Origin of the sequence: Microbacterium sp. RD1, assembly GCF_052220165.1 — a bacterium.
GTDB lineage: Bacteria > Actinomycetota > Actinomycetes > Actinomycetales > Microbacteriaceae > Microbacterium.
Genome location: NZ_JBQPOL010000003.1, coordinates 315,003 through 331,773, shown reverse-complemented (window position 1 = coordinate 331,773; position 16,771 = coordinate 315,003). Strand labels below are relative to the sequence as shown.

Sequence of the window (16,771 nt, the reverse complement as noted above, 5' to 3'; positions counted from 1 at the left end):
CGGTGATCATCCTCGGCGCGACGCCGATCGGCAACCTCGGCGACGCGTCCCGGCGCCTCGTCGAGACGCTCGCCACGGTCGAGGTCGTCGCCTCGGAAGACACCCGGACCACGCAGCGCCTGCTCGCGGGCCTCGGCGTCGCGCATCGGCCGCGCCTGGTCGCCCTGCACGATCACAACGAGAAGGAGCGTGCCGGCGAGATCGTGGAGCTCGCCCGCGAACGCGACGTGCTGGTGCTCAGCGACGCGGGGATGCCGACCGTCAGCGACCCGGGCTACGGCCTCGTGTCCGCCGCGGCAGCCGCCGGCGTGCGCGTCACGGCGCTTCCCGGCCCGAGCGCGGTGCTCACGGCGCTGGCGGTGTCCGGGCTCCCCACCGATCGCTTCGCCTTCGAGGGCTTCCCGCCGCGCAAACCCGGAGAGCGTCGCTCAGCATTCACGGCGCTCGCGGCGGAGCAGCGCACGCTGGTGTTCTTCGAAGCCCCGACGCGGCTGGCTGCGACGCTCGACGACCTGGCGGCGACCTTCGGCGCCGACCGGCCGGCGGCGATCTGCCGCGAGCTGACGAAGCTCCACGAGGAGGTCGTGCGCGGGACGCTGGGCGAACTGGCGGCGTGGGCGAGAAGCGGCGTGCGCGGCGAGATCGCGCTCGTCGTCGGCGGCGCCGCTCCCCGGGTGACGGTGTTCGCGGATGCCGTGGCGCAGGTGCTCGCGCTCGTCGTGAGCGGAGCGCGGCTCAAGGCCGCCGCATCCGAGGTCGCCGGTCAGACCGGCCACTCGTCCCGCGAGCTGTATCAGGCCGCCCTCGCGGCGCGCGCCTAGGCCGGCGTCACACGGCGCGGGAGCGCCCGGCCGCGCCCGTAGAATCCTGGGGTGAGCACCGGCCGATCCTTCTACATCACGACGCCGATCTACTACCCCAGCGACGTGCCCCACATCGGCCACGGGTACACGACCGTGGCCGTGGACACGCTCGCGCGCTGGCACCGCCAGGCCGGTGACGACACCTGGATGCTCACCGGCACCGACGAGCACGGTCAGAAGATGATGCGCGCCGCCTCGGCCAACGGCGCGACGCCGCAGGAGTGGGTCGACAAGCTCGTCAGCGAGTCGTGGTTCCCGCTCCTGACGACCCTCGACGTCGCCAACGACGACTTCATCCGCACGACCCAGGAGCGCCACGAGGAGCGCGTGAAGCAGTTCGTGCAGGCGATCTACGACCGCGGCTACATCTATGCCGGCGAGTTCGAGGCGCTGTACTGCGTCGGTTGCGAGGAGTTCAAGACCGAGGCGGAGATCGTCGACGGCACCGGCCCCTTCGAGGGCCTCAAGGTCTGCGCCATCCACTCCAAGCCGCTGGAGCTGCTGCAGGAGAAGAACTACTTCTTCAAGCTCAGCGAGTTCCAGGACCGCCTCGTCGAGCTGTACACGTCGGTGCCCGACTTCGTGCGGCCAGAGTCGGCGCGCAACGAGGTGCTGTCGTTCGTCAAGAGCGGGCTGAAGGACCTGTCGATCTCCCGGTCGACGTTCGACTGGGGCATCCAGGTGCCGTGGGACGAGAGTCACGTCATCTACGTCTGGGTCGACGCCCTGCTCAACTACGCCACCGCGGTCGGCTACGGCTCCGACCCCGAGCAGTTCGCGCGGCGCTGGCCCGCCTACCACGTGGTCGGAAAGGACATCCTCCGCTTCCACGCCGTCATCTGGCCCGCCATGCTCATGGCCGCGGGCGTCGAGGTGCCCCGCGGGGTCTTCGCGCACGGTTGGCTCCTCGTCGGCGGCGAGAAGATGTCGAAGTCCAAGCTCACCGGCATCGCCCCGACGGAGATCACCGACGTGTTCGGCTCCGACGCGTACCGCTTCTACTTCCTCTCGGCGATCGCCTTCGGGCAGGACGGGTCGTTCTCGTGGGAGGACCTGTCCGCCCGCTACCAGGCCGAGCTCGCGAACGGCTTCGGAAACCTCGCCTCGCGCACCGTCGCGATGGTCGAGCGGTACCTCGAAGGGATCGTGCCCCCGCCGGGGGAGTACACCGAGGCGGACCTGCAGATCCAGCGGACTGTCGCGGATGCGGCATCCGCCGCCGACGCGGCGATCGAGCGGTTCCGGATCGACGAGGCCATCGCGGCGGTCTGGCGGATCGTCGATGAGCTCAACGGCTACATCACCGAGAACGAGCCGTGGAGCCTGGCCAAGGACGACACGCGCCGCGAGCGGCTGAACACCGTGCTGTACACGGCATCCGAGGGCCTGCGCGCCCTCGCGGTGCTGCTGTCGCCGGTCATGCCGATCGCGACCGAGAAGCTGTGGGTCGCCCTCGGCGCCGCCGAGAGCCTCGGTCGCCTCGTCGACCAGCCGATCCGCGAGGCGGGTGCGTGGGGAGCGCTGCGACCGGGAACCTCGGTCAACGGGCTCGCGCCGCTGTTCCCGCGCGTCGAGCAGGACGCGTGACCCCTCGTCACATGCGTGAATCGGCGGGAATTCCGCGCGATATGGCGACCGATTCACGCAAGAGGGGGCGAGGATGACGGGGGATCCGTCGCAATACGTGCGGCAGCGCGAGAAGGGGTCCCGCGACGTCTCCTACCCCGACCCGCCGGAGCCGCTGACCGTTGCGGTCTACGACAACCATGCGCACCTCGAGATCGAGGACGGCGAGGGCCTGCCGCTCGAGGAGCACCTCGAGCGGGCAGCAGCCGTCGGGGTCGCGGGCGTGGTGCAGGCCGGGGGCGACATCGACTCCTCGCGCTGGTCGGCGGAGGCCGCCGCGCAGCATCCGCGGGTTCTCGCCGCGGTGGCGATCCACCCGAACGAGGCGCCGGCGTACGACGCGGCCGGTGAGCTCGATGCCGCCATCGCGGTGATCGACGACCTGGCCGCCCAGCCGCGGGTCCGGGCCATCGGCGAGACCGGCCTGGATTTCTTCCGCACCGACGAGGAGGGCCGCCCCGCGCAGTTCCGCTCCTTCGAGGCGCACATCGCGCTGGCGAAGAAGCACGGCATCGCGATGCAGATCCACGACCGCGACGCCCACGAGGCGGTGCTGGACACGCTGGAGCGGGTCGGTGCTCCGGAGCGGACGGTGTTCCACTGCTTCTCGGGCGACGAGGCGATGGCACGCATCGCCGCCGATCGCGGCTACTACCTCTCGTTCGCCGGGAACGTGACGTTCAAGAACGCGCAGAATCTCCGCGACGCGCTCGCCGTGACCCCGCGCGAGCGGATCCTGGTCGAGACGGATGCCCCGTTCCTCACGCCGACGCCGCTGCGCGGCCGGCCGAACGCGCCTTACCTCGTGCCGGTCACGGTGCGGTTTCTCGCGGCCGAGCTCGGCGAAGACCTCGATGAGCTGTGCGCCCAGCTCGCCGCGAACACCGTCGAGGTGTACGGCTCCTTCGACTGACCCGTTCCCCTGCCGTTTCGGGGCGGCGGATGTGTTTCGGGGCGACCGTTGTGCGCCCCGAAACACATCCAGCGCCCCAAACCCGCTGCGCGGCGGCTAGGAGCGGCTGGGCTCCTTCGGCTTCTGCACGAACAGCGCGCCGGTCTGCTCGAGCTCGACGCCCTTAGTCTCGGGGATCTTCCACCACACGTAGAAGAACGACAGCGCGGCGAACGCGGCGTACATCGCGTAGGTCAGCGGCAGCGACCATCCGGACATCGGCGGGAAGGTCACGGTGATGAGGAAGTTCGCAAGCCACTGCGCGGCGGCGGCGAGCCCCAGTGCCTTGCCCCGGATGCGGCTCGGGAAGATCTCGCCCAGGAGCACCCACACCAGCGGGCCCCACGAGGCGCCGAACCCGACCACGAAGAGGTTCGCGGCGATGAGCGCGATGGTGCCCCAGGGCGCGGGCAGGGTGACGTCCTTGCCGGTCCCCTCGGCGAAGGCGAACGCGAGGGCCATGGTCCCCAGCGACAGCGCCATGATCACCGAACCCGTCAGCAGGATCGGCTTGCGCCCCACCTTGTCGACGAGCCAGATCGCGATGAGGGTCACGACGACGTTCGTCACCGAGGTGATGACGCTCGACAGCAGCGCGTTGCTCTCGTCGAACCCGACCGCGCGCCACAGCGTCGTGGAGTAGTAGAAGATCACGTTGATGCCGACGAACTGCTGGAACACCGACAGGATGATCCCGATCCACACGATCGGCTGCAGCCCGAGGGCCTTTCCGCGGATGCTGGCACCCGCCGACTTGCGGTCCGACTCGATCGCGTCGGTCAGCTCCTTCATCGTGCTGTCGAGGTCGTCCGGCGGCACCAGGCGCGCGAAGATGGCCTTCGCCTCGTCGACGCGCCCCTTCGCGATGAGGTAGCGGGGAGACTCCGGCACCGTGAACGACAGGATGCCGTACACCGCCGCCGGCACGACGCCGATGAGGAACATCCAGCGCCACGCCTCCATGCCGAGCCACAGCACGTCGGACGCGCCGCCCGCGGTGTTCGCCAGCAGCGCGTCGGACAGGAGCGCGGTGAAGATGCCGAGCGTGATCGCCAGCTGCTGGAGCGACGCGAGCGCCCCGCGCACCTGCCGCGGCGCGATCTCGGCGATGTACGCCGGCGCGACGACGGAGGCGATCCCGATCCCGAGGCCGCCGATGACGCGCCACAGGATCAGGTCGGGGACGCTGAAGGTCAGGGCCGAGCCGATCGAGGACACGAGGAACATCACCGCGCCCAGCAGCATGACCCGCAGGCGCCCCCAGCGGTCGGACAGGGCGCCGGCGATCATCGCCCCGACGGCGCATCCGAGCAGCGCGACGGCCACGACGAAGCCCGTCAGGAAGTCGTTCAGTGCGAAGTGCCCCTCGATGGAGTCAACGGCGCCGTTGATCACCGAGGAGTCGAATCCGAAGAGGAAGCCGCCCACGGCGGCGGCCACGGACAGCCCGATCGCCCGGCGCCCGTAGGGGCTGCGAAGCGAGAACGCGTTGTCCGCGGTGGTTCCGGGTGTGCTCATGGGGGACACCGTACCGCTCGCCGCGCCCGCCGCGCAGGAGGCGTGCGCATCGATCTGGCTACAGTGAAAGGATGCCCGTCACCCTCCTCGGCGCCGCCGACATCCGCCGCCTCGCCGCGGAGCTCGACGTGGTCCCCACCAAGAAGCTCGGGCAGAACTTCGTCGTGGATGCCAACAGCGTGCGCAAGATCGTGCAGACGGCGCGGGTGAGCGCGGATGACCGCGTGGTCGAGATCGGCCCGGGCCTGGGCTCGCTCACCCTGGCGGTGCTCGAGACGGGAGCCGACGTCGTCGCCGTCGAGATCGACTCCCGGCTGGCCGCGCGACTGCCGCAGACCGCCGCCGAGCGCGGGGTCCCCGACGGCGCGCTCACGGTCGTCGCCGCCGACGCGCTCCGCGTGACGGAACTGCCCGGCGATCCGGACGTGCTCGTGGCCAATCTGCCCTACAACGTGTCCGTGCCGGTGCTGCTGCACTTCCTTGAGACGTTCCCGGCGCTGACGCGCGGCGTGGTGATGGTGCAGGCTGAAGTGGGGGAGCGGCTCGCCGCCCCGCCCGGCTCGAAGGTGTACGGATCGCCGAGCGCGAAAGCCGCCTGGTACGGCCCGTGGCGCCTGGCGGGCACGATCTCCCGGCAGGTCTTCTGGCCGGTGCCCAATGTCGACTCGGTGCTCGTCGCGTTCTCACGCGACGCTGCGCCGCGCGGCACGGAGGACGAGCGCCTTCGCACCTTCGCGATCGTGGACGCCGCGTTCCAGCAGCGGCGCAAGATGCTCCGGCAGGCGCTGGCAGGAGTGCTGGGCGGATCGGCGGCGGCCTCGGCGGTGCTGGAGCGGGCGGGGGTCGCGCCGACCGCGCGCGGTGAGGAGCTGTCGATCGACGACTTCCAGCGCGTCGCGCGCGTTTCGGCGGATTCCGAGGATTCATGACGAATCTCCGCTCCGTTCACGAAACATGCCGGTAACATTTCTCCCCGGACGCCACACTGGAATATCCATGCGCCGCACCGTGCGGCGCCAGGGAGAGCCATGCGCTACGCGGAATACCCGAAAGCCGAACGCATCATCCTCCATCTGAGCGACACGCACCTCCTCGCTCAGGGGGCACGCCTCTATGACAGCATCGACGCCGAGGCGTACCTCGCTCGCGCGCTCGCGGCGATCGAGTCGTCGGGGGTGACGCCCGACGCACTCATCTTCACGGGCGACCTCGCCGACCACGGCGAGCCGGAGGCGTACGACCGCGTCCGTGGCCTCGTCGAGCCTCTCGCCGAGCGGCTGGGGGCCGCCGTCGTCTGGGTCATGGGAAACCACGACGACCGCGCCGCGTTCCGGGCCGGGCTGCTGCCCGCCGACATCGGCGCGCCCACCGCACCGGTGGACCGGGTCGACGAACTCGACGGCCTCCGTGTCGTGACGCTCGACACGACGGTCCCGGGCGCCCACCACGGCGAGGTCTCCGACGCCCAGCTGACGTGGCTCTCACGGGTGCTCGCGACGCCCGCGCCGCTGGGTACGATCCTCGCGCTTCACCATCCGCCCGTCCCGAGCGTGCTCGACCTGGCCGCCTCCGTCGAGCTGCGCGATCAGAAGCGCCTGGCCGACGTGCTCCGCGGATCGGACGTGCGCGCGATCCTCGGCGGGCACCTCCACTACTCCACGTTCGCGACGTTCGCCGGGATCCCCGTGTCCGTGGCCTCGGCCACCTGCTACACGCAGGACCTCACCGTGCCCATCGGTGGCACGCGCCCGCGTGACGGAGCGCAGGGGTTCAACCTCATCCACGTCTACGACGAGACGATCGTCCACTCCGTCGTGCCACTGGATGCCGCGGCGCCCCTGCAGTACGTCGACGCTGCGGCATCCGCCTCGCGGCTGCGGGACGCCGGCATCGAGGTGCGCGCAGCCGGCGAGATCAGCGCGCGGACTGCGCCGCCGACTGCTCCTCTTCCCATCCTGCACTGACATCGTCGCGCTCCCACGGAGCGCGGATCGGGAACGCGCGCTCCAGGCACGAGCGCAGCGCCCGTACGCGCATCTCCTCCGGCATCTCGGGGACGCTGCCGTCGTTGAGGCAGAACATGTCGGTGTCGCGCCGTCGCACCAGGCGCTCCATGACGCGAAGCGACTCCAGCTGCGTCGTCTGCACGTACTGCACGCGCGGCTCGCGGGTCACGACGGCGCGGCCGGTCAGCAGCGCGTAGTAGTGGTACAGGCTGTTCGTCACCGAGATGTCGGTGGCGGATCGGAAGCGGCTCGCCGCGGTCCGGGCGTAGTCGTCGGCGAACTCCCGTTCGAGCTCGGCGGCGACCGAGCGGCGCATCGGCACGGCGCAGTGTTCCAGGTCGTGCGTGATCGCTCGCCCGAAACGCTCCTGCAGGAGCGCGCGGTTCACCCGCAGGCCGTTGTCGTGACCGGAGCGCCCGACATGGGGCGCGCCGGTGCCGATGCGCACCCCGCTCTCGACGAAGCGACTGACGCCGCCGCCGCTGAAGAACAGCTCGGGCGACACCGGCCGCCCGAAGAACATGTCGTCGTTGCTGTAGAGGAAGTGCTCCGCGAGCCCCGGGATGCGGTGCAGCTGCGCCTCCACGGCGTGCGAATTGTGCGTCGGGAGCGATGCGGTGTCGGCGAAGAACTCCTCGCTCGGAACGATCGTGACGCCGGGATGCTCCGCCAGCCAGTCCGGCCGCGGAGAATCGGTCGCGATGAAGATGCGCCGCACCCACGGCGCGTACATGTGGACGCTCCGCAGCGCGAAGCGCAGCTCGTCCACCTGCCGGAACCGGGCGGGGGAGTCGTCGCCGTCCCCCACGACGTACCCCTTCATCCGGGCCGCCCGCTGCCGCTGGAACTCGCTGGATGACCCGTCGACCCACGAGAAGACCATGTCGATCTCGTCGGTCACCTCGTTGGGGTGCGGGTCGAACATGCCCGCCACCGAGCGCCAGGGGCGTCCGTAGCGCTCCACCGTCGTCGGTGCGAAGTCCTCACGCGGGATCACCCGGCGGGTGAGGACCGTCGGCCGTGGCGCCTCGACGAGCGCCTCCCCGAATCGCCAGAACTCCAGGCGCGGCGCGAGCGATGCGCCGTAGCGGTAGGCGCCGTTGCTGCTCGTGCGAGGGCGGTACACCGTGTAGGAGGCGAGCGCACCGGCCTCGAGTTCCAGGCCGTGCATCGGGATCGGGTCATCGCCCCGGGCCTTGAGATAGAACGGCTCGTCGCTGCGTGCGGACTGGAGGGCGGCGAGTGCGCGAGGGGCGTCATCGGCATCGGCCACCAGGGTGGGGCGGCGGTTGCTGTCGCGGACCAGCATCACGTCGATGCCGGCGTCTTCGAGGGCGGTCGCGACGTCGATCAGGTCTGCGGTCAGAGCCTCGGCGGGGGCGACCTCGTCGGTGATGAGATGCAGGACTCCGTCCACGAGGCGGACGTCCTCGCGGGCCAGCAGGGCCCGCCACGGGTCGATCTCGATGGGGAGGGGAACGATACGGCGCACGGTGCTCTCCTTCCTGGTTTCCGGGGGACCGCCGGATGGCGCGTTCGCCCACGGTAAGGGGTGTTCGTTACGGCGGCATTTCGCCGCGGGGGGAGGTGGACGACAGGACGTGAGCGCTAGGGTCGGAGGGTGACCGACCGACCGCGCTTCCGCCCGGACGTGAAAGACATCCATCGCCCGTACACCGCGTCCGACGATCGCTACGCGGCGGCCGGGTATCGGCAGGTGGGCTCCTCTGGATTGTACCTCCCGCCGATCTCTCTCGGGCTGTGGTGGAACTTCGGCGACAACGTCGCCTTCGATGCGCAGCGCACGCTCCTGCGGCACGCGTTCGACCGCGGCATCACGCACTTCGATCTGGCCAACAACTACGGGCCGCCGTACGGCTCGGCCGAGACGAACTTCGGCCGGATGATGCGTGAGGACTTCGCGCCGTATCGCGACGAACTCATCGTCTCGTCCAAAGCGGGCTGGGACATGTGGCCCGGCCCGTACGGCGATCTCGGCTCGCGCAAATACATCCTCGCGAGCGCCGAGCAGTCGCTGCGGCGGATGAGCCTCGATCATGTCGACATCTTCTACTCCCACCGCCCCGACCCCGTGACGCCCATCGAGGAGACGATCGTGGCGCTGGACACCCTCGTCCGCCAGGGGAAGGCGCTGTACGTCGGGATCTCGCAGTACGACGAGCGCCAGACCGCCGTGGCCGCCGCCGTCGCCCGGTCGCTCGGAACTCCGCTCGTCATCCACCAGCCGTCGTATTCGATCCTCAACCGCTGGATCGAGGACGGTCTCACCCGGGTGCTCGCGCAGGAGGGGATGGGGGCGATCGCCTTCACACCGCTCGCCCAGGGCGTGCTGACGGACAAGTACCTCGGCGACGGCCGGGCTCAGCGCTCCCAGAAGCGTTCGTCGCTGCCGCACACCGCGTTGCCGCACGCCGCCATCACGGCGCTGCGCGGCCTTCACATCGTCGCGAAGGAGCGCGGTCAGTCGCTCGCTCAGATGGCGATCCAATGGGTGCTCCGCGACGCCACCGTCACCTCGGCCCTCATCGGCGCTTCGCGCGTCGAGCAGCTCGACGACAACCTCGCTGCCCTCGGCGGTCCGGCCTTCGACGCCGAGGAGCTGGAGCGGATCGACGCGCTCGCCGAGAGCATCGACCTCGACCGGTGGGCGGAATCGGCCCCGTGAGCCTGGCCGCATCCGACGACGGCGTCCGCGTTCGCGCCCCCGGCAAGATCAACGTCTTCCTCGAGGTGGGCGACGTCGACGACGAGGGCTACCACGAGGTGGCCACCGCATATCAGGCCGTCTCGCTGTACGAGGAGGTCTGGGCGACGGAGGACGACGAGATCACCGTCGAGGTGACCGGCACCGTCGTCCTCGGCGACGTACCGGTCGACGATCGCAACCTCGCCGTCCGGGCGGCGCGTCTGCTCGCGCAGACCACGGGCGTGCGCACCGGCGTCCGCCTGGAGATCCGCAAGACGGTGCCGGTGGCCGGCGGGATGGGCGGGGGATCCGCGGATGCGGCCGCCACCCTCGTCGCGTGCGACGCGCTCTGGGGCACGGGGCTCGGTTCCGCCGAGCTGCAGCGCCTGGCCGCGCGCCTCGGCGCGGATGTACCGTTCGCCCTGCAGGGCGGAACGGCGATCGGCACGGGGCGCGGCGACGAGCTGAGCCCGGCGTTGGCGCGCGGCCGTTTCGACTGGGTGCTCGTGCCGCACGAGGAGGGGATGTCCACGCCGATCGTCTACGGGGCGCTGGATGAGCATCGGCGACGCCACGCGGTCGACATCGCTCCGCGGCGTCGCCAGCCGGCCGTCGACGCGGACGTGCTGCACGCGCTGCGGCAGGGTGACGCCGGGATGCTGGCTGCGGCGCTTCGCAACGATCTGCAGGCTCCGGCGTTGCGGCTGCGCCCCGACCTCGCCGCCATCCTCGAGACCGGCGAGCGCGCCGGTGCGCTGGCGGGCATCGTGTCGGGTTCGGGGCCGACGCTGGCGTTCCTGGCCGCGGACGAGGCATCCGCGATCGATCTGCGGGTGACCCTCAGCGCGGCCGGGCTCCACGCCCTGCACGTGCATGGGCCCGTGCAGGGGGCCCGCACCATCTGACCCGCGTCAGAGCAGTCTCGCCAGGCGCTCGAGCTGCGCGCCGTCCTCCGCGGCGATCGCTCTGCGGATCACCGGGCCCAGAAGGCGCATCGGACCACGAGTCTCGATGTCGGCTGCGAGCTCGACAGCTGTGCCCGCATCGACGGGAGCGAGAGCATATCGATAGTCGGCCCGGACTCCGGGCTGCCGGCTGGTCAAGGTCAGCGTGCGCCCGGGCTCGACCGCGGAGACGGTCGAGGTTCTCGCCCTGCCGCGGGCGGTGAAATGCACGACCGTGCCGACGGCGAGCGGTCCGTCGGCGCGCATGTCACTCACGCCGGGCAGCCACTGCGGCCCGCGCGGCCAATCGGTGAGGAGCTGCCACACCGCATCCGGCGAGGCGGGGAGAAGTCGTCGATCGGAGAAGGCGAGGGTCATGGCGCCACGGTACGGACGGACGAAGGCGCCGTATTGGATATATTCGGCACGATCGGGAGGCGGGATGGAGTACCTCGAACGCGCACCCGCGGCGGCTCTCGCCGATGTCGCGACGGTGTTGTGGGGAGTGCGGGTTGTTCCGCCCCGGCGCACGGAGCGCATCTTCCCGACCCCGGCACTGCACCTCGTGGTCAATGGCGGCGGGGCGTATCGCACCGTCGACGTCGCCCGCGGCACCTCGACCGTCGTCTCGCGGGTCTTCTGCTCGGGCCTGCAGACCTCGGCGTTGCGGAACGAGCTTCCCGAGGCCATCGACAACATCGGCGTGAAGCTGAGTCCGGATGCGGCGGGGGTGCTCGGGCTCGACGCGCGCCTGCTCGCCGGGCGCGTCGTCGAGGTGGGGGAGCAGTTCCCCGAGCTCGCGCGACTCGGTGACGAGCTGCCCGGCCTGTCTCTCGAGACGGCGATCTCCCGCCTCGAATCGGCGTTGACGCGGCGCCGGAGCGGCAGCCCGGATGCCGTGGCCCGCCGTTTCGTCGAGGCCGTGTCCGAGGACCCGGGGCGGCCGGTCCCGGAGCTGGCAGCGCTCGCCGAGGTGTCCCACGACGCGCTGATCTCCGCGGTTCGTGCCGGGATCGGCGTGACGCCGAAGGCGTTCGCCGACCTGGTGCGCTTCGACCGATTCGTCGACCTCGCCGGCCGAGCCGCGGAGGTGGGCTGGGCGGCGCTGGCCGTCGAGGCCGGGTTCTACGACCAGTCCCACCTCATCCGGGTGTTCCGCCGGTTCACCGGGCTCACGCCGGCCGCATATGTCCGAGCCGTGCGGCAGGCTGGGCCGCAGGCCGCGCGATTCCTGCCGGAATGAGCGCGGCGGGAATGTACAGGAGGCCTGCGGTGATGACAACATATGACACCCCCGCGTTCCGTGTCGGAGCGCTCGGGTAGCGTGACAGCCACTGACGGCCGCCGCTGTGCGACGCGCCGACACCCCGGGAGGAACCATGAAGGCAGTACTCGACGGCACCGTGATCGCGGAGGCCGACCGGCAGGATCTCGTCTCGATCGAGGGGAACTGGTACTTCCCTCCGCAGAGCGTGCGTGAGGGTGTGCTCGTCGACAGCCCCACGCCCTACACGTGCCCGTGGAAGGGGGCGTGCCAGTACTACACCGTCAGCGTGGGCGACACATCACTGCCCGACCGCGCGTGGGCCTATCCGGAGCCCTATCCGACGGCGATCGAGCGCGTGGGCAAGGACTTCTCGGGATACGTGGCCTTCTGGAAGGAAGTCGAGGTCGTCGACTGAGTCGCCGGCCCCTCCCGACATGATCGAATTCGACCGCGTCGCGAAGGTCTTCCCCGACGGCACGCACGCGGTGGACGACTTCAGCCTGATTCTCCCGCCGCGCAAGACGACGGTGCTGGTGGGCTCGTCCGGGTGCGGCAAGACCACGCTCCTGCGCATGATCAATCGCATGGTCGACGCCACGGCGGGCACCATCTCGATCGACGGCGACGACATCACCGGGCGCAACCCGGTCGAGTTGCGCCGGAGCATCGGCTACGTCATGCAGAACTCCGGACTGCTGCCGCATTTCACCGTCGCCGACAACATCGCCACCGTCCCCGTGCTGCGCGGCGTCAAGCGCAAGCTCGCTCGCGAACGCGCACTGGAGCTGATGGACACCGTCGGGCTCGACCGGGCCATGGCCGATCGCTACCCCGGTCAGCTCTCCGGCGGGCAGCAGCAGCGGGTGGGTGTCGCGCGCGGGCTCGCGTCCGACCCCAACATCCTCCTCATGGACGAGCCGTTCGGCGCCGTCGACCCGATCGTGCGCGCCGAGCTGCAGCAGGAGCTCCTGCGCCTGCAGCGGGAGATCGGCAAGACGATCGTCTTCGTGACGCACGACATCGACGAGGCCTTCCTCCTCGGCGACCAGGTCGTGATCCTGCAGAAGGGCGCCCGCATCGCCCAGGTCGGCACACCCGAAGAGATCCTCGAGAACCCCGCCGACGACTTCGTCGCGAGCTTCATCGGGGCGGACAAGGGCAGGCGCGCGCTCCACCTCAAGCAGACGGCCACGGGCACCGTCGTCGTCGATGCGGATGGCCGCACGCAGGGGGCGCTCGTCGCGGGGCCGGAGTCGTGAACTGGGTCGGGAACAATCTCGACCTCATCGCGGAGCTGACCCTTGTTCACCTCCGTCAGAGCCTCATCGCGTTGCTGCTGGGATTCGTCGTCGCCGTCCCGCTCGGCTGGGTGGCGTGGCGTTATCGTCTGGTGCGCAGCGGCGTGATCACGATCACCGGTCTGCTCTACACGATTCCTTCGCTCGCGCTGCTGATCCTGCTCCCCAGCGCGACCGGCTGGTACGCGATCACGAGCGAGACGAACCTCATCGTGGCCCTCACGATCTACGCGGTGGCGATCCTGGTGCGCTCCGTCGCTGACGGTCTCGAATCCGTCGACGACGGTGTCCGGCAGGCCTCCACCGCGCTCGGATACGGATCGTTCCGGCGGTTCTGGGCGGTGGAGTTCCCCCTCGCCGGGCCCGTCATCCTCGCGGGACTCCGCGTGGCCTCGGCCAGCACGATCGCGCTGGCCACCGTGGGCATCCTCGTCGGGATCACCAACCTCGGCTACCTCTTCACCAACGGCCTGCAGCGGCGGATCGTTCCCGAGGTCCTCGCCGGCGTCGTCGCCGTCGTCGTCCTCGCCCTCGTGCTGGACCTGTTGCTGGTGCTCGCCGGACGCCTCCTCCTGCCGTGGACGCGACGCGTTCCGCGTTCGCGCGCGCGTCGCAGCGCCGTACTGCCGGTGGAGGCGAGCGCATGAACCTCTTCACCGACGCGCTGGCGTGGCTCTTCTCCGGCGACACCGGACGGATGGACCCCATCCCGGTCGCGATCCTCCAGCAGCTGGTCTACACGGCGGTCTCCGTCGCGTTCGCCGCCGTGGTCGCCGTCCCCCTCGGGTGGTACATCGGGCACACCGGTCGCGGGCGCGAGATCGCCGTCGCCGTGTCCGGCGCGGCGCGCGCCGTCCCCTCCTTCGGTCTCCTCGTCCTGCTGACCCTTCTGCTGGGTGTGCTGCACAAGCCGGAGGCGGCCGTCATCACGTTCGTGGTCCTCGCCATCCCGTCGCTCCTGGCCGGCGCCTACACCGGGCTCGAGGCGATCGACCGTCGGGTGGTCGACGCCGGCCGGGCGATGGGAATGACCGAGTGGCAGATCCTCTGGCGCATCGAGGTGCCGCTCGGGCTGCCCCTGCTGCTCGGCGGGATCCGTGCCGCCACGCTCCAGGTGGTCGCGACGGTCACGATCGCCGCGTACATCGGCCTCGGGGGCCTCGGTCAGTACATCATCGCCGGACTGGCTCTCCGCCGGATCGAGGTCATCATCGCCGGCGCCATCCTCGTCGCGGTGCTCGCCCTCGTGCTCGACGGGCTGTTCGCCCTCGCTCAGCGCGCGTCCGTCCCCCGCGGGGTGCGCCTGGACCCATCCGTCCGCCGCCGCGCGACGAAGACCGTGCGAGCGCCGCGCGCCGAGGCGGCTCCCGCTCCGTCCTGATCTCCCTCCCGAGGCATCCGACTCCCACCAGAAAGAGAAGAATCACATGTTCACAGCACGTATCCGGAAGGGCCTCGTCGGCGTCGCCGGTGTGGCCGTCGCCGCACTCGCACTCGCGGGCTGCGCGTCGAGCAACCCGCTCGAGGACGACAACTCTGCCGGCGGAGAGAACTCCGGCAGCAGCGAGACCATCGTGGTCGGTTCGCAGGCGTACTACTCGAACGAGATCATCGCGGAGATCTACGCGCAGGCGCTCGAGGGTGCCGGGTTCGACGTGGAGCGGCAGTTCAACATCGGTCAGCGCGACGCCTACATCCCGCTGCTCGAAGACGGCTCGGTCGATCTCTTCCCCGAGTACAGCGGCAACCTGCTGCAGTACTTCGACCCGGAGACCGAGGCCCGCACCGCGGAGGACGTCTATGCAGCCCTCCCCGATGCCCTTCCCGAGGGTCTGGAAGTGCTGGACCAGTCCACGGCATCCGACCAGGACTCCTACACCGTGACCGCGGACTTCGCCGAGCAGTACGACCTCACGACGATCGCCGACCTGGCCAACGTCGACGTCCCGCTCACTCTCGGCGGTCCGGCCGAGCTCGCCGAGCGACCCTACGGTCCGCAGGGGCTGCTCGACACGTACGGGGTCGAGGTCGGGTTCTCGCCCACCGGTGACACGACAGTCGAAGACCTCGTCGCCGGCACGGTCAACGTCGCCAACGTGTACACAGCCGACCCGTCCATCCAGACCCAGGACCTCGTCGTCCTCGAGGACCCCGAGGGGCTGTTCCTGGCATCGAACGTCGTGCCGGTGGCCTCCGCCGACGTCGCGGCGGACATCGCCGAGGTGATCAACGCCGTCAGCGCCAAGCTCACTCCCGAGGCGCTCGTCGCCCTCAACGTGCAGAGCACGGTGGACGAGGAATCGCCGGAGGACATCGCCACGCAGTGGCTCGAGGAGAACGGCCTGAGCTGAGTTCTCGCCACCGAAGCGGGTCGCCGGCATCCGGCGGCCCGCTTCTGCGTCACTGCACCTGCTGCATCGGATACACCTCGCGGATGCGGTCGCGGAAGAACCGTCCGGCGCTGTCGGCGGCGAGCAGCCCCCGGTGGATCGACGGCGGCACAGCGAAGTACCGGTAGACGTCGCCGCTGACGAACTCCAGCTCGAGGACGGCGGTCGACGGGTCGTAGCCGGCGGAGGCGATCGCGCTGGAGGGGAGCGGAGTCCGCTTCATGCCGCCACGCTACGCGGTCCTCAGGCACGTCAGACGTCGACAGTCCGAAGCCAGCGGGCATGCTCCCGCGGCGGGGCGCCGAAGCGCGCGCGGTAGTCACGGCTGAACTGGGAGGCGCTCTCGTAGCCGACATCGTGCGCGACGCCCGCGACGTCGGTGCTGTCCACCAGCAGCCGGGCGCGGGCGTGTTGAAGACGCAGCTGCTTCTGAAACTGGATGGGGCTGAGAGCGGTGACCTGCAGGAAGGCCCGGTGGAAGGCGGACGGGCTCATCGCGGACATCCGCGCCAGGTCCTCCACCCGCACGGCCTCGCGGTAGTGATCCTGAAGCCAGCGCACGGTCTCCCCGAGGCGCGTCAAGCGGCTGCCGGCGAGCCCGAGCTGACGCACCAGAGGGCCGGCGGGTCCCCGGAGGAGCAGCCAGTGGATCTCCCGCTCGACGAGCGGGGCGAGCACTGCCTCATCCTGCGGGCGCTCGGCGAGCCCGACCCGACGGGTCGTGGCGTCGACGAGCTCCTCCGAGGCGCGGAAGACGCTCAGCCCCGCCAGCGACGTCGTCGCCGCACGCGGGGACAGCGACGTCTGCGCGGCGGGATCCAGCAGGAGCTCGGCGATGACGGACGACTGAAGCGCCATCGAGAACCCGAGGGACGGAGCCGCCTCGCTCGCCTCGATGAAGCTGCCCGTCGTGGGCAGATCGAGGGGGGCGATGAGGGCGTCGCCGTCACGGTAGGTGTAGGCGCGGTCGCCGAGCACGAGCTCCTTGGCGCCCTGTACGAGCAGGACGAAGAGCGATCCGGTGCTCGAGAACTCCGGCGGTCCGGTGCGGTCGATGCGGGAGATGTGGACGCGGTCGGAGAGCGCGGTGATCTCGCTGCGGGCGTTCCGCTCGATCAGTGTCCGGAGCCGCTCGACCGACATGACGTCAGTCAACCAGACCGATGCCCGCCCGCGACCTGGATCGACAGGAACGGGCAA

18 protein-coding genes are annotated in these 16,771 nt (G+C 70.4%); 13 read left to right on the top strand and 5 right to left on the bottom strand.

The features are described 5' to 3' along the window. Positions 1–2: 2 nt before the first annotated feature. From rsmI to ACTU3I_RS16125, 3 genes are all read left to right on the top strand, one after another. Entirely contained in the window at positions 3–821 is an 819-nt protein-coding gene (gene rsmI, locus ACTU3I_RS16135; RefSeq protein WP_442926728.1) for a 16S rRNA (cytidine(1402)-2'-O)-methyltransferase, read from the top strand. A gap of 51 nt (positions 822–872) precedes the next feature. Continuing rightward, on the top strand, positions 873–2,450 hold the full coding sequence (gene metG, locus ACTU3I_RS16130; protein WP_442926727.1) for a methionine--tRNA ligase: 1,578 nt from the start codon (positions 873–875) through the stop codon (positions 2,448–2,450). 73 nt (positions 2,451–2,523) lie between these two features. Further along, positions 2,524–3,402 carry a TatD family hydrolase gene (locus tag ACTU3I_RS16125; protein ID WP_442926726.1) on the top strand — a complete coding sequence of 293 codons (879 nt, stop codon included), beginning with the start codon at positions 2,524–2,526 and terminating at the stop codon, positions 3,400–3,402. A 96-nt stretch (positions 3,403–3,498) separates the two neighbouring features. Here the strand turns inward: ACTU3I_RS16125 and ACTU3I_RS16120 are convergent, their stop codons facing one another. Further along, complete coding sequence (locus ACTU3I_RS16120; protein ID WP_442926725.1) at positions 3,499–4,959, bottom strand: sugar porter family MFS transporter; 1,461 nt, start codon at positions 4,957–4,959, stop codon at positions 3,499–3,501. Between the two features lie 71 nt (positions 4,960–5,030). Here ACTU3I_RS16120 and rsmA point away from each other — a divergent pair, with 71 nt between their 5' ends. Together rsmA and ACTU3I_RS16110 are read left to right on the top strand one after the other, a co-directional pair. Then, the gene (gene rsmA, locus ACTU3I_RS16115) at positions 5,031–5,888 is read left to right on the top strand and encodes a 16S rRNA (adenine(1518)-N(6)/adenine(1519)-N(6))-dimethyltransferase RsmA (protein ID WP_442926724.1); all 858 of its coding nucleotides are present in this window, start codon (positions 5,031–5,033) and stop codon (positions 5,886–5,888) included. Between the two features lie 99 nt (positions 5,889–5,987). Beyond that, complete coding sequence (locus ACTU3I_RS16110; RefSeq protein WP_442926723.1) at positions 5,988–6,923, top strand: phosphodiesterase; 936 nt, start codon at positions 5,988–5,990, stop codon at positions 6,921–6,923. Here ACTU3I_RS16110 and ACTU3I_RS16105 read toward each other — a convergent pair. Then, positions 6,874–8,457, bottom strand: a complete 1,584-nt coding sequence (locus ACTU3I_RS16105) for a stealth family protein (RefSeq protein ID WP_442926722.1) — start codon at positions 8,455–8,457, stop codon at positions 6,874–6,876. The genes ACTU3I_RS16110 and ACTU3I_RS16105 overlap by 50 nt on opposite strands. Before the next feature lie 129 nt (positions 8,458–8,586). On the opposite strand from ACTU3I_RS16105, the gene ACTU3I_RS16100 reads away from it, so the two are divergent. Beyond that, entirely contained in the window at positions 8,587–9,651 is a 1,065-nt protein-coding gene (locus ACTU3I_RS16100; protein WP_442926721.1) for an aldo/keto reductase, read from the top strand. After that, positions 9,630–10,577 (top strand): 4-(cytidine 5'-diphospho)-2-C-methyl-D-erythritol kinase, encoded by a 948-nt coding sequence (locus ACTU3I_RS16095; protein WP_442926720.1) that lies wholly within the window; start codon positions 9,630–9,632, stop codon positions 10,575–10,577. The genes ACTU3I_RS16100 and ACTU3I_RS16095 overlap by 22 nt, the downstream gene beginning before the upstream one ends. Before the next feature lie 6 nt (positions 10,578–10,583). Here the strand turns inward: ACTU3I_RS16095 and ACTU3I_RS16090 are convergent, their stop codons facing one another. Next, positions 10,584–10,994 carry an SRPBCC family protein gene (locus ACTU3I_RS16090; protein ID WP_442926719.1) on the bottom strand — a complete coding sequence of 137 codons (411 nt, stop codon included), beginning with the start codon at positions 10,992–10,994 and terminating at the stop codon, positions 10,584–10,586. Between the two features lie 64 nt (positions 10,995–11,058). Here ACTU3I_RS16090 and ACTU3I_RS16085 point away from each other — a divergent pair, with 64 nt between their 5' ends. The 6 genes from ACTU3I_RS16085 to ACTU3I_RS16060 all read left to right on the top strand — a co-directional run bounded on the left by ACTU3I_RS16085 (position 11,059) and on the right by ACTU3I_RS16060 (position 15,532). After that, positions 11,059–11,859: a helix-turn-helix domain-containing protein gene (locus ACTU3I_RS16085; protein WP_442926718.1), complete on the top strand. Its 801-nt coding sequence runs from the start codon at positions 11,059–11,061 to the stop codon at positions 11,857–11,859. A gap of 136 nt (positions 11,860–11,995) precedes the next feature. After that, positions 11,996–12,298 carry a DUF427 domain-containing protein gene (locus tag ACTU3I_RS16080; protein ID WP_442926717.1) on the top strand — a complete coding sequence of 101 codons (303 nt, stop codon included), beginning with the start codon at positions 11,996–11,998 and terminating at the stop codon, positions 12,296–12,298. Between the two features lie 19 nt (positions 12,299–12,317). Further along, a complete protein-coding gene (locus tag ACTU3I_RS16075) occupies positions 12,318–13,142 on the top strand; it encodes an ABC transporter ATP-binding protein (protein WP_442926716.1) in 825 nt (274 codons plus the stop codon). Further along, entirely contained in the window at positions 13,139–13,828 is a 690-nt protein-coding gene (locus ACTU3I_RS16070) for an ABC transporter permease (protein WP_442926715.1), read from the top strand. Before ACTU3I_RS16075 ends, ACTU3I_RS16070 begins: the two co-directional genes overlap by 4 nt. Then, complete coding sequence (locus ACTU3I_RS16065) at positions 13,825–14,562, top strand: ABC transporter permease (RefSeq protein WP_442926714.1); 738 nt, start codon at positions 13,825–13,827, stop codon at positions 14,560–14,562. Before ACTU3I_RS16070 ends, ACTU3I_RS16065 begins: the two co-directional genes overlap by 4 nt. A gap of 46 nt (positions 14,563–14,608) precedes the next feature. Then, a complete protein-coding gene (locus ACTU3I_RS16060) occupies positions 14,609–15,532 on the top strand; it encodes an ABC transporter substrate-binding protein (protein WP_442926713.1) in 924 nt (307 codons plus the stop codon). 49 nt (positions 15,533–15,581) lie between these two features. On the opposite strand, the gene ACTU3I_RS16055 is transcribed toward ACTU3I_RS16060, so the two are convergent. Continuing rightward, positions 15,582–15,794, bottom strand: a complete 213-nt coding sequence (locus ACTU3I_RS16055; protein ID WP_442926712.1) for a KTSC domain-containing protein — start codon at positions 15,792–15,794, stop codon at positions 15,582–15,584. A gap of 29 nt (positions 15,795–15,823) precedes the next feature. Further along, positions 15,824–16,714 (bottom strand): AraC family transcriptional regulator N-terminal domain-containing protein, encoded by an 891-nt coding sequence (locus ACTU3I_RS16050; RefSeq protein WP_442926711.1) that lies wholly within the window; start codon positions 16,712–16,714, stop codon positions 15,824–15,826. Positions 16,715–16,771 lie beyond the last annotated feature (57 nt).

What these genes read in the sequence shown, in the direction of transcription:
- ACTU3I_RS16125 (WP_442926726.1), top strand. Translation starts at nt 2,524, where the DNA reads ATGACGGGGGATCCGTCGCAATACGTGCGGCAGCGCGAGAAGGGGTCC.
- ACTU3I_RS16120 (WP_442926725.1), bottom strand. Translation starts at nt 4,959, where the DNA reads ATGAGCACACCCGGAACCACCGCGGACAACGCGTTCTCGCTTCGCAGC.
- rsmA (WP_442926724.1), top strand. Translation starts at nt 5,031, where the DNA reads ATGCCCGTCACCCTCCTCGGCGCCGCCGACATCCGCCGCCTCGCCGCG.
- ACTU3I_RS16110 (WP_442926723.1), top strand. Translation starts at nt 5,988, where the DNA reads ATGCGCTACGCGGAATACCCGAAAGCCGAACGCATCATCCTCCATCTG.
- ACTU3I_RS16090 (WP_442926719.1), bottom strand. Translation starts at nt 10,994, where the DNA reads ATGACCCTCGCCTTCTCCGATCGACGACTTCTCCCCGCCTCGCCGGAT.
- ACTU3I_RS16085 (WP_442926718.1), top strand. Translation starts at nt 11,059, where the DNA reads ATGGAGTACCTCGAACGCGCACCCGCGGCGGCTCTCGCCGATGTCGCG.
- ACTU3I_RS16080 (WP_442926717.1), top strand. Translation starts at nt 11,996, where the DNA reads ATGAAGGCAGTACTCGACGGCACCGTGATCGCGGAGGCCGACCGGCAG.
- ACTU3I_RS16075 (WP_442926716.1), top strand. Translation starts at nt 12,318, where the DNA reads ATGATCGAATTCGACCGCGTCGCGAAGGTCTTCCCCGACGGCACGCAC.
- ACTU3I_RS16065 (WP_442926714.1), top strand. Translation starts at nt 13,825, where the DNA reads ATGAACCTCTTCACCGACGCGCTGGCGTGGCTCTTCTCCGGCGACACC.
- ACTU3I_RS16060 (WP_442926713.1), top strand. Translation starts at nt 14,609, where the DNA reads ATGTTCACAGCACGTATCCGGAAGGGCCTCGTCGGCGTCGCCGGTGTG.
- ACTU3I_RS16055 (WP_442926712.1), bottom strand. Translation starts at nt 15,794, where the DNA reads ATGAAGCGGACTCCGCTCCCCTCCAGCGCGATCGCCTCCGCCGGCTAC.
- ACTU3I_RS16050 (WP_442926711.1), bottom strand. Translation starts at nt 16,714, where the DNA reads ATGTCGGTCGAGCGGCTCCGGACACTGATCGAGCGGAACGCCCGCAGC.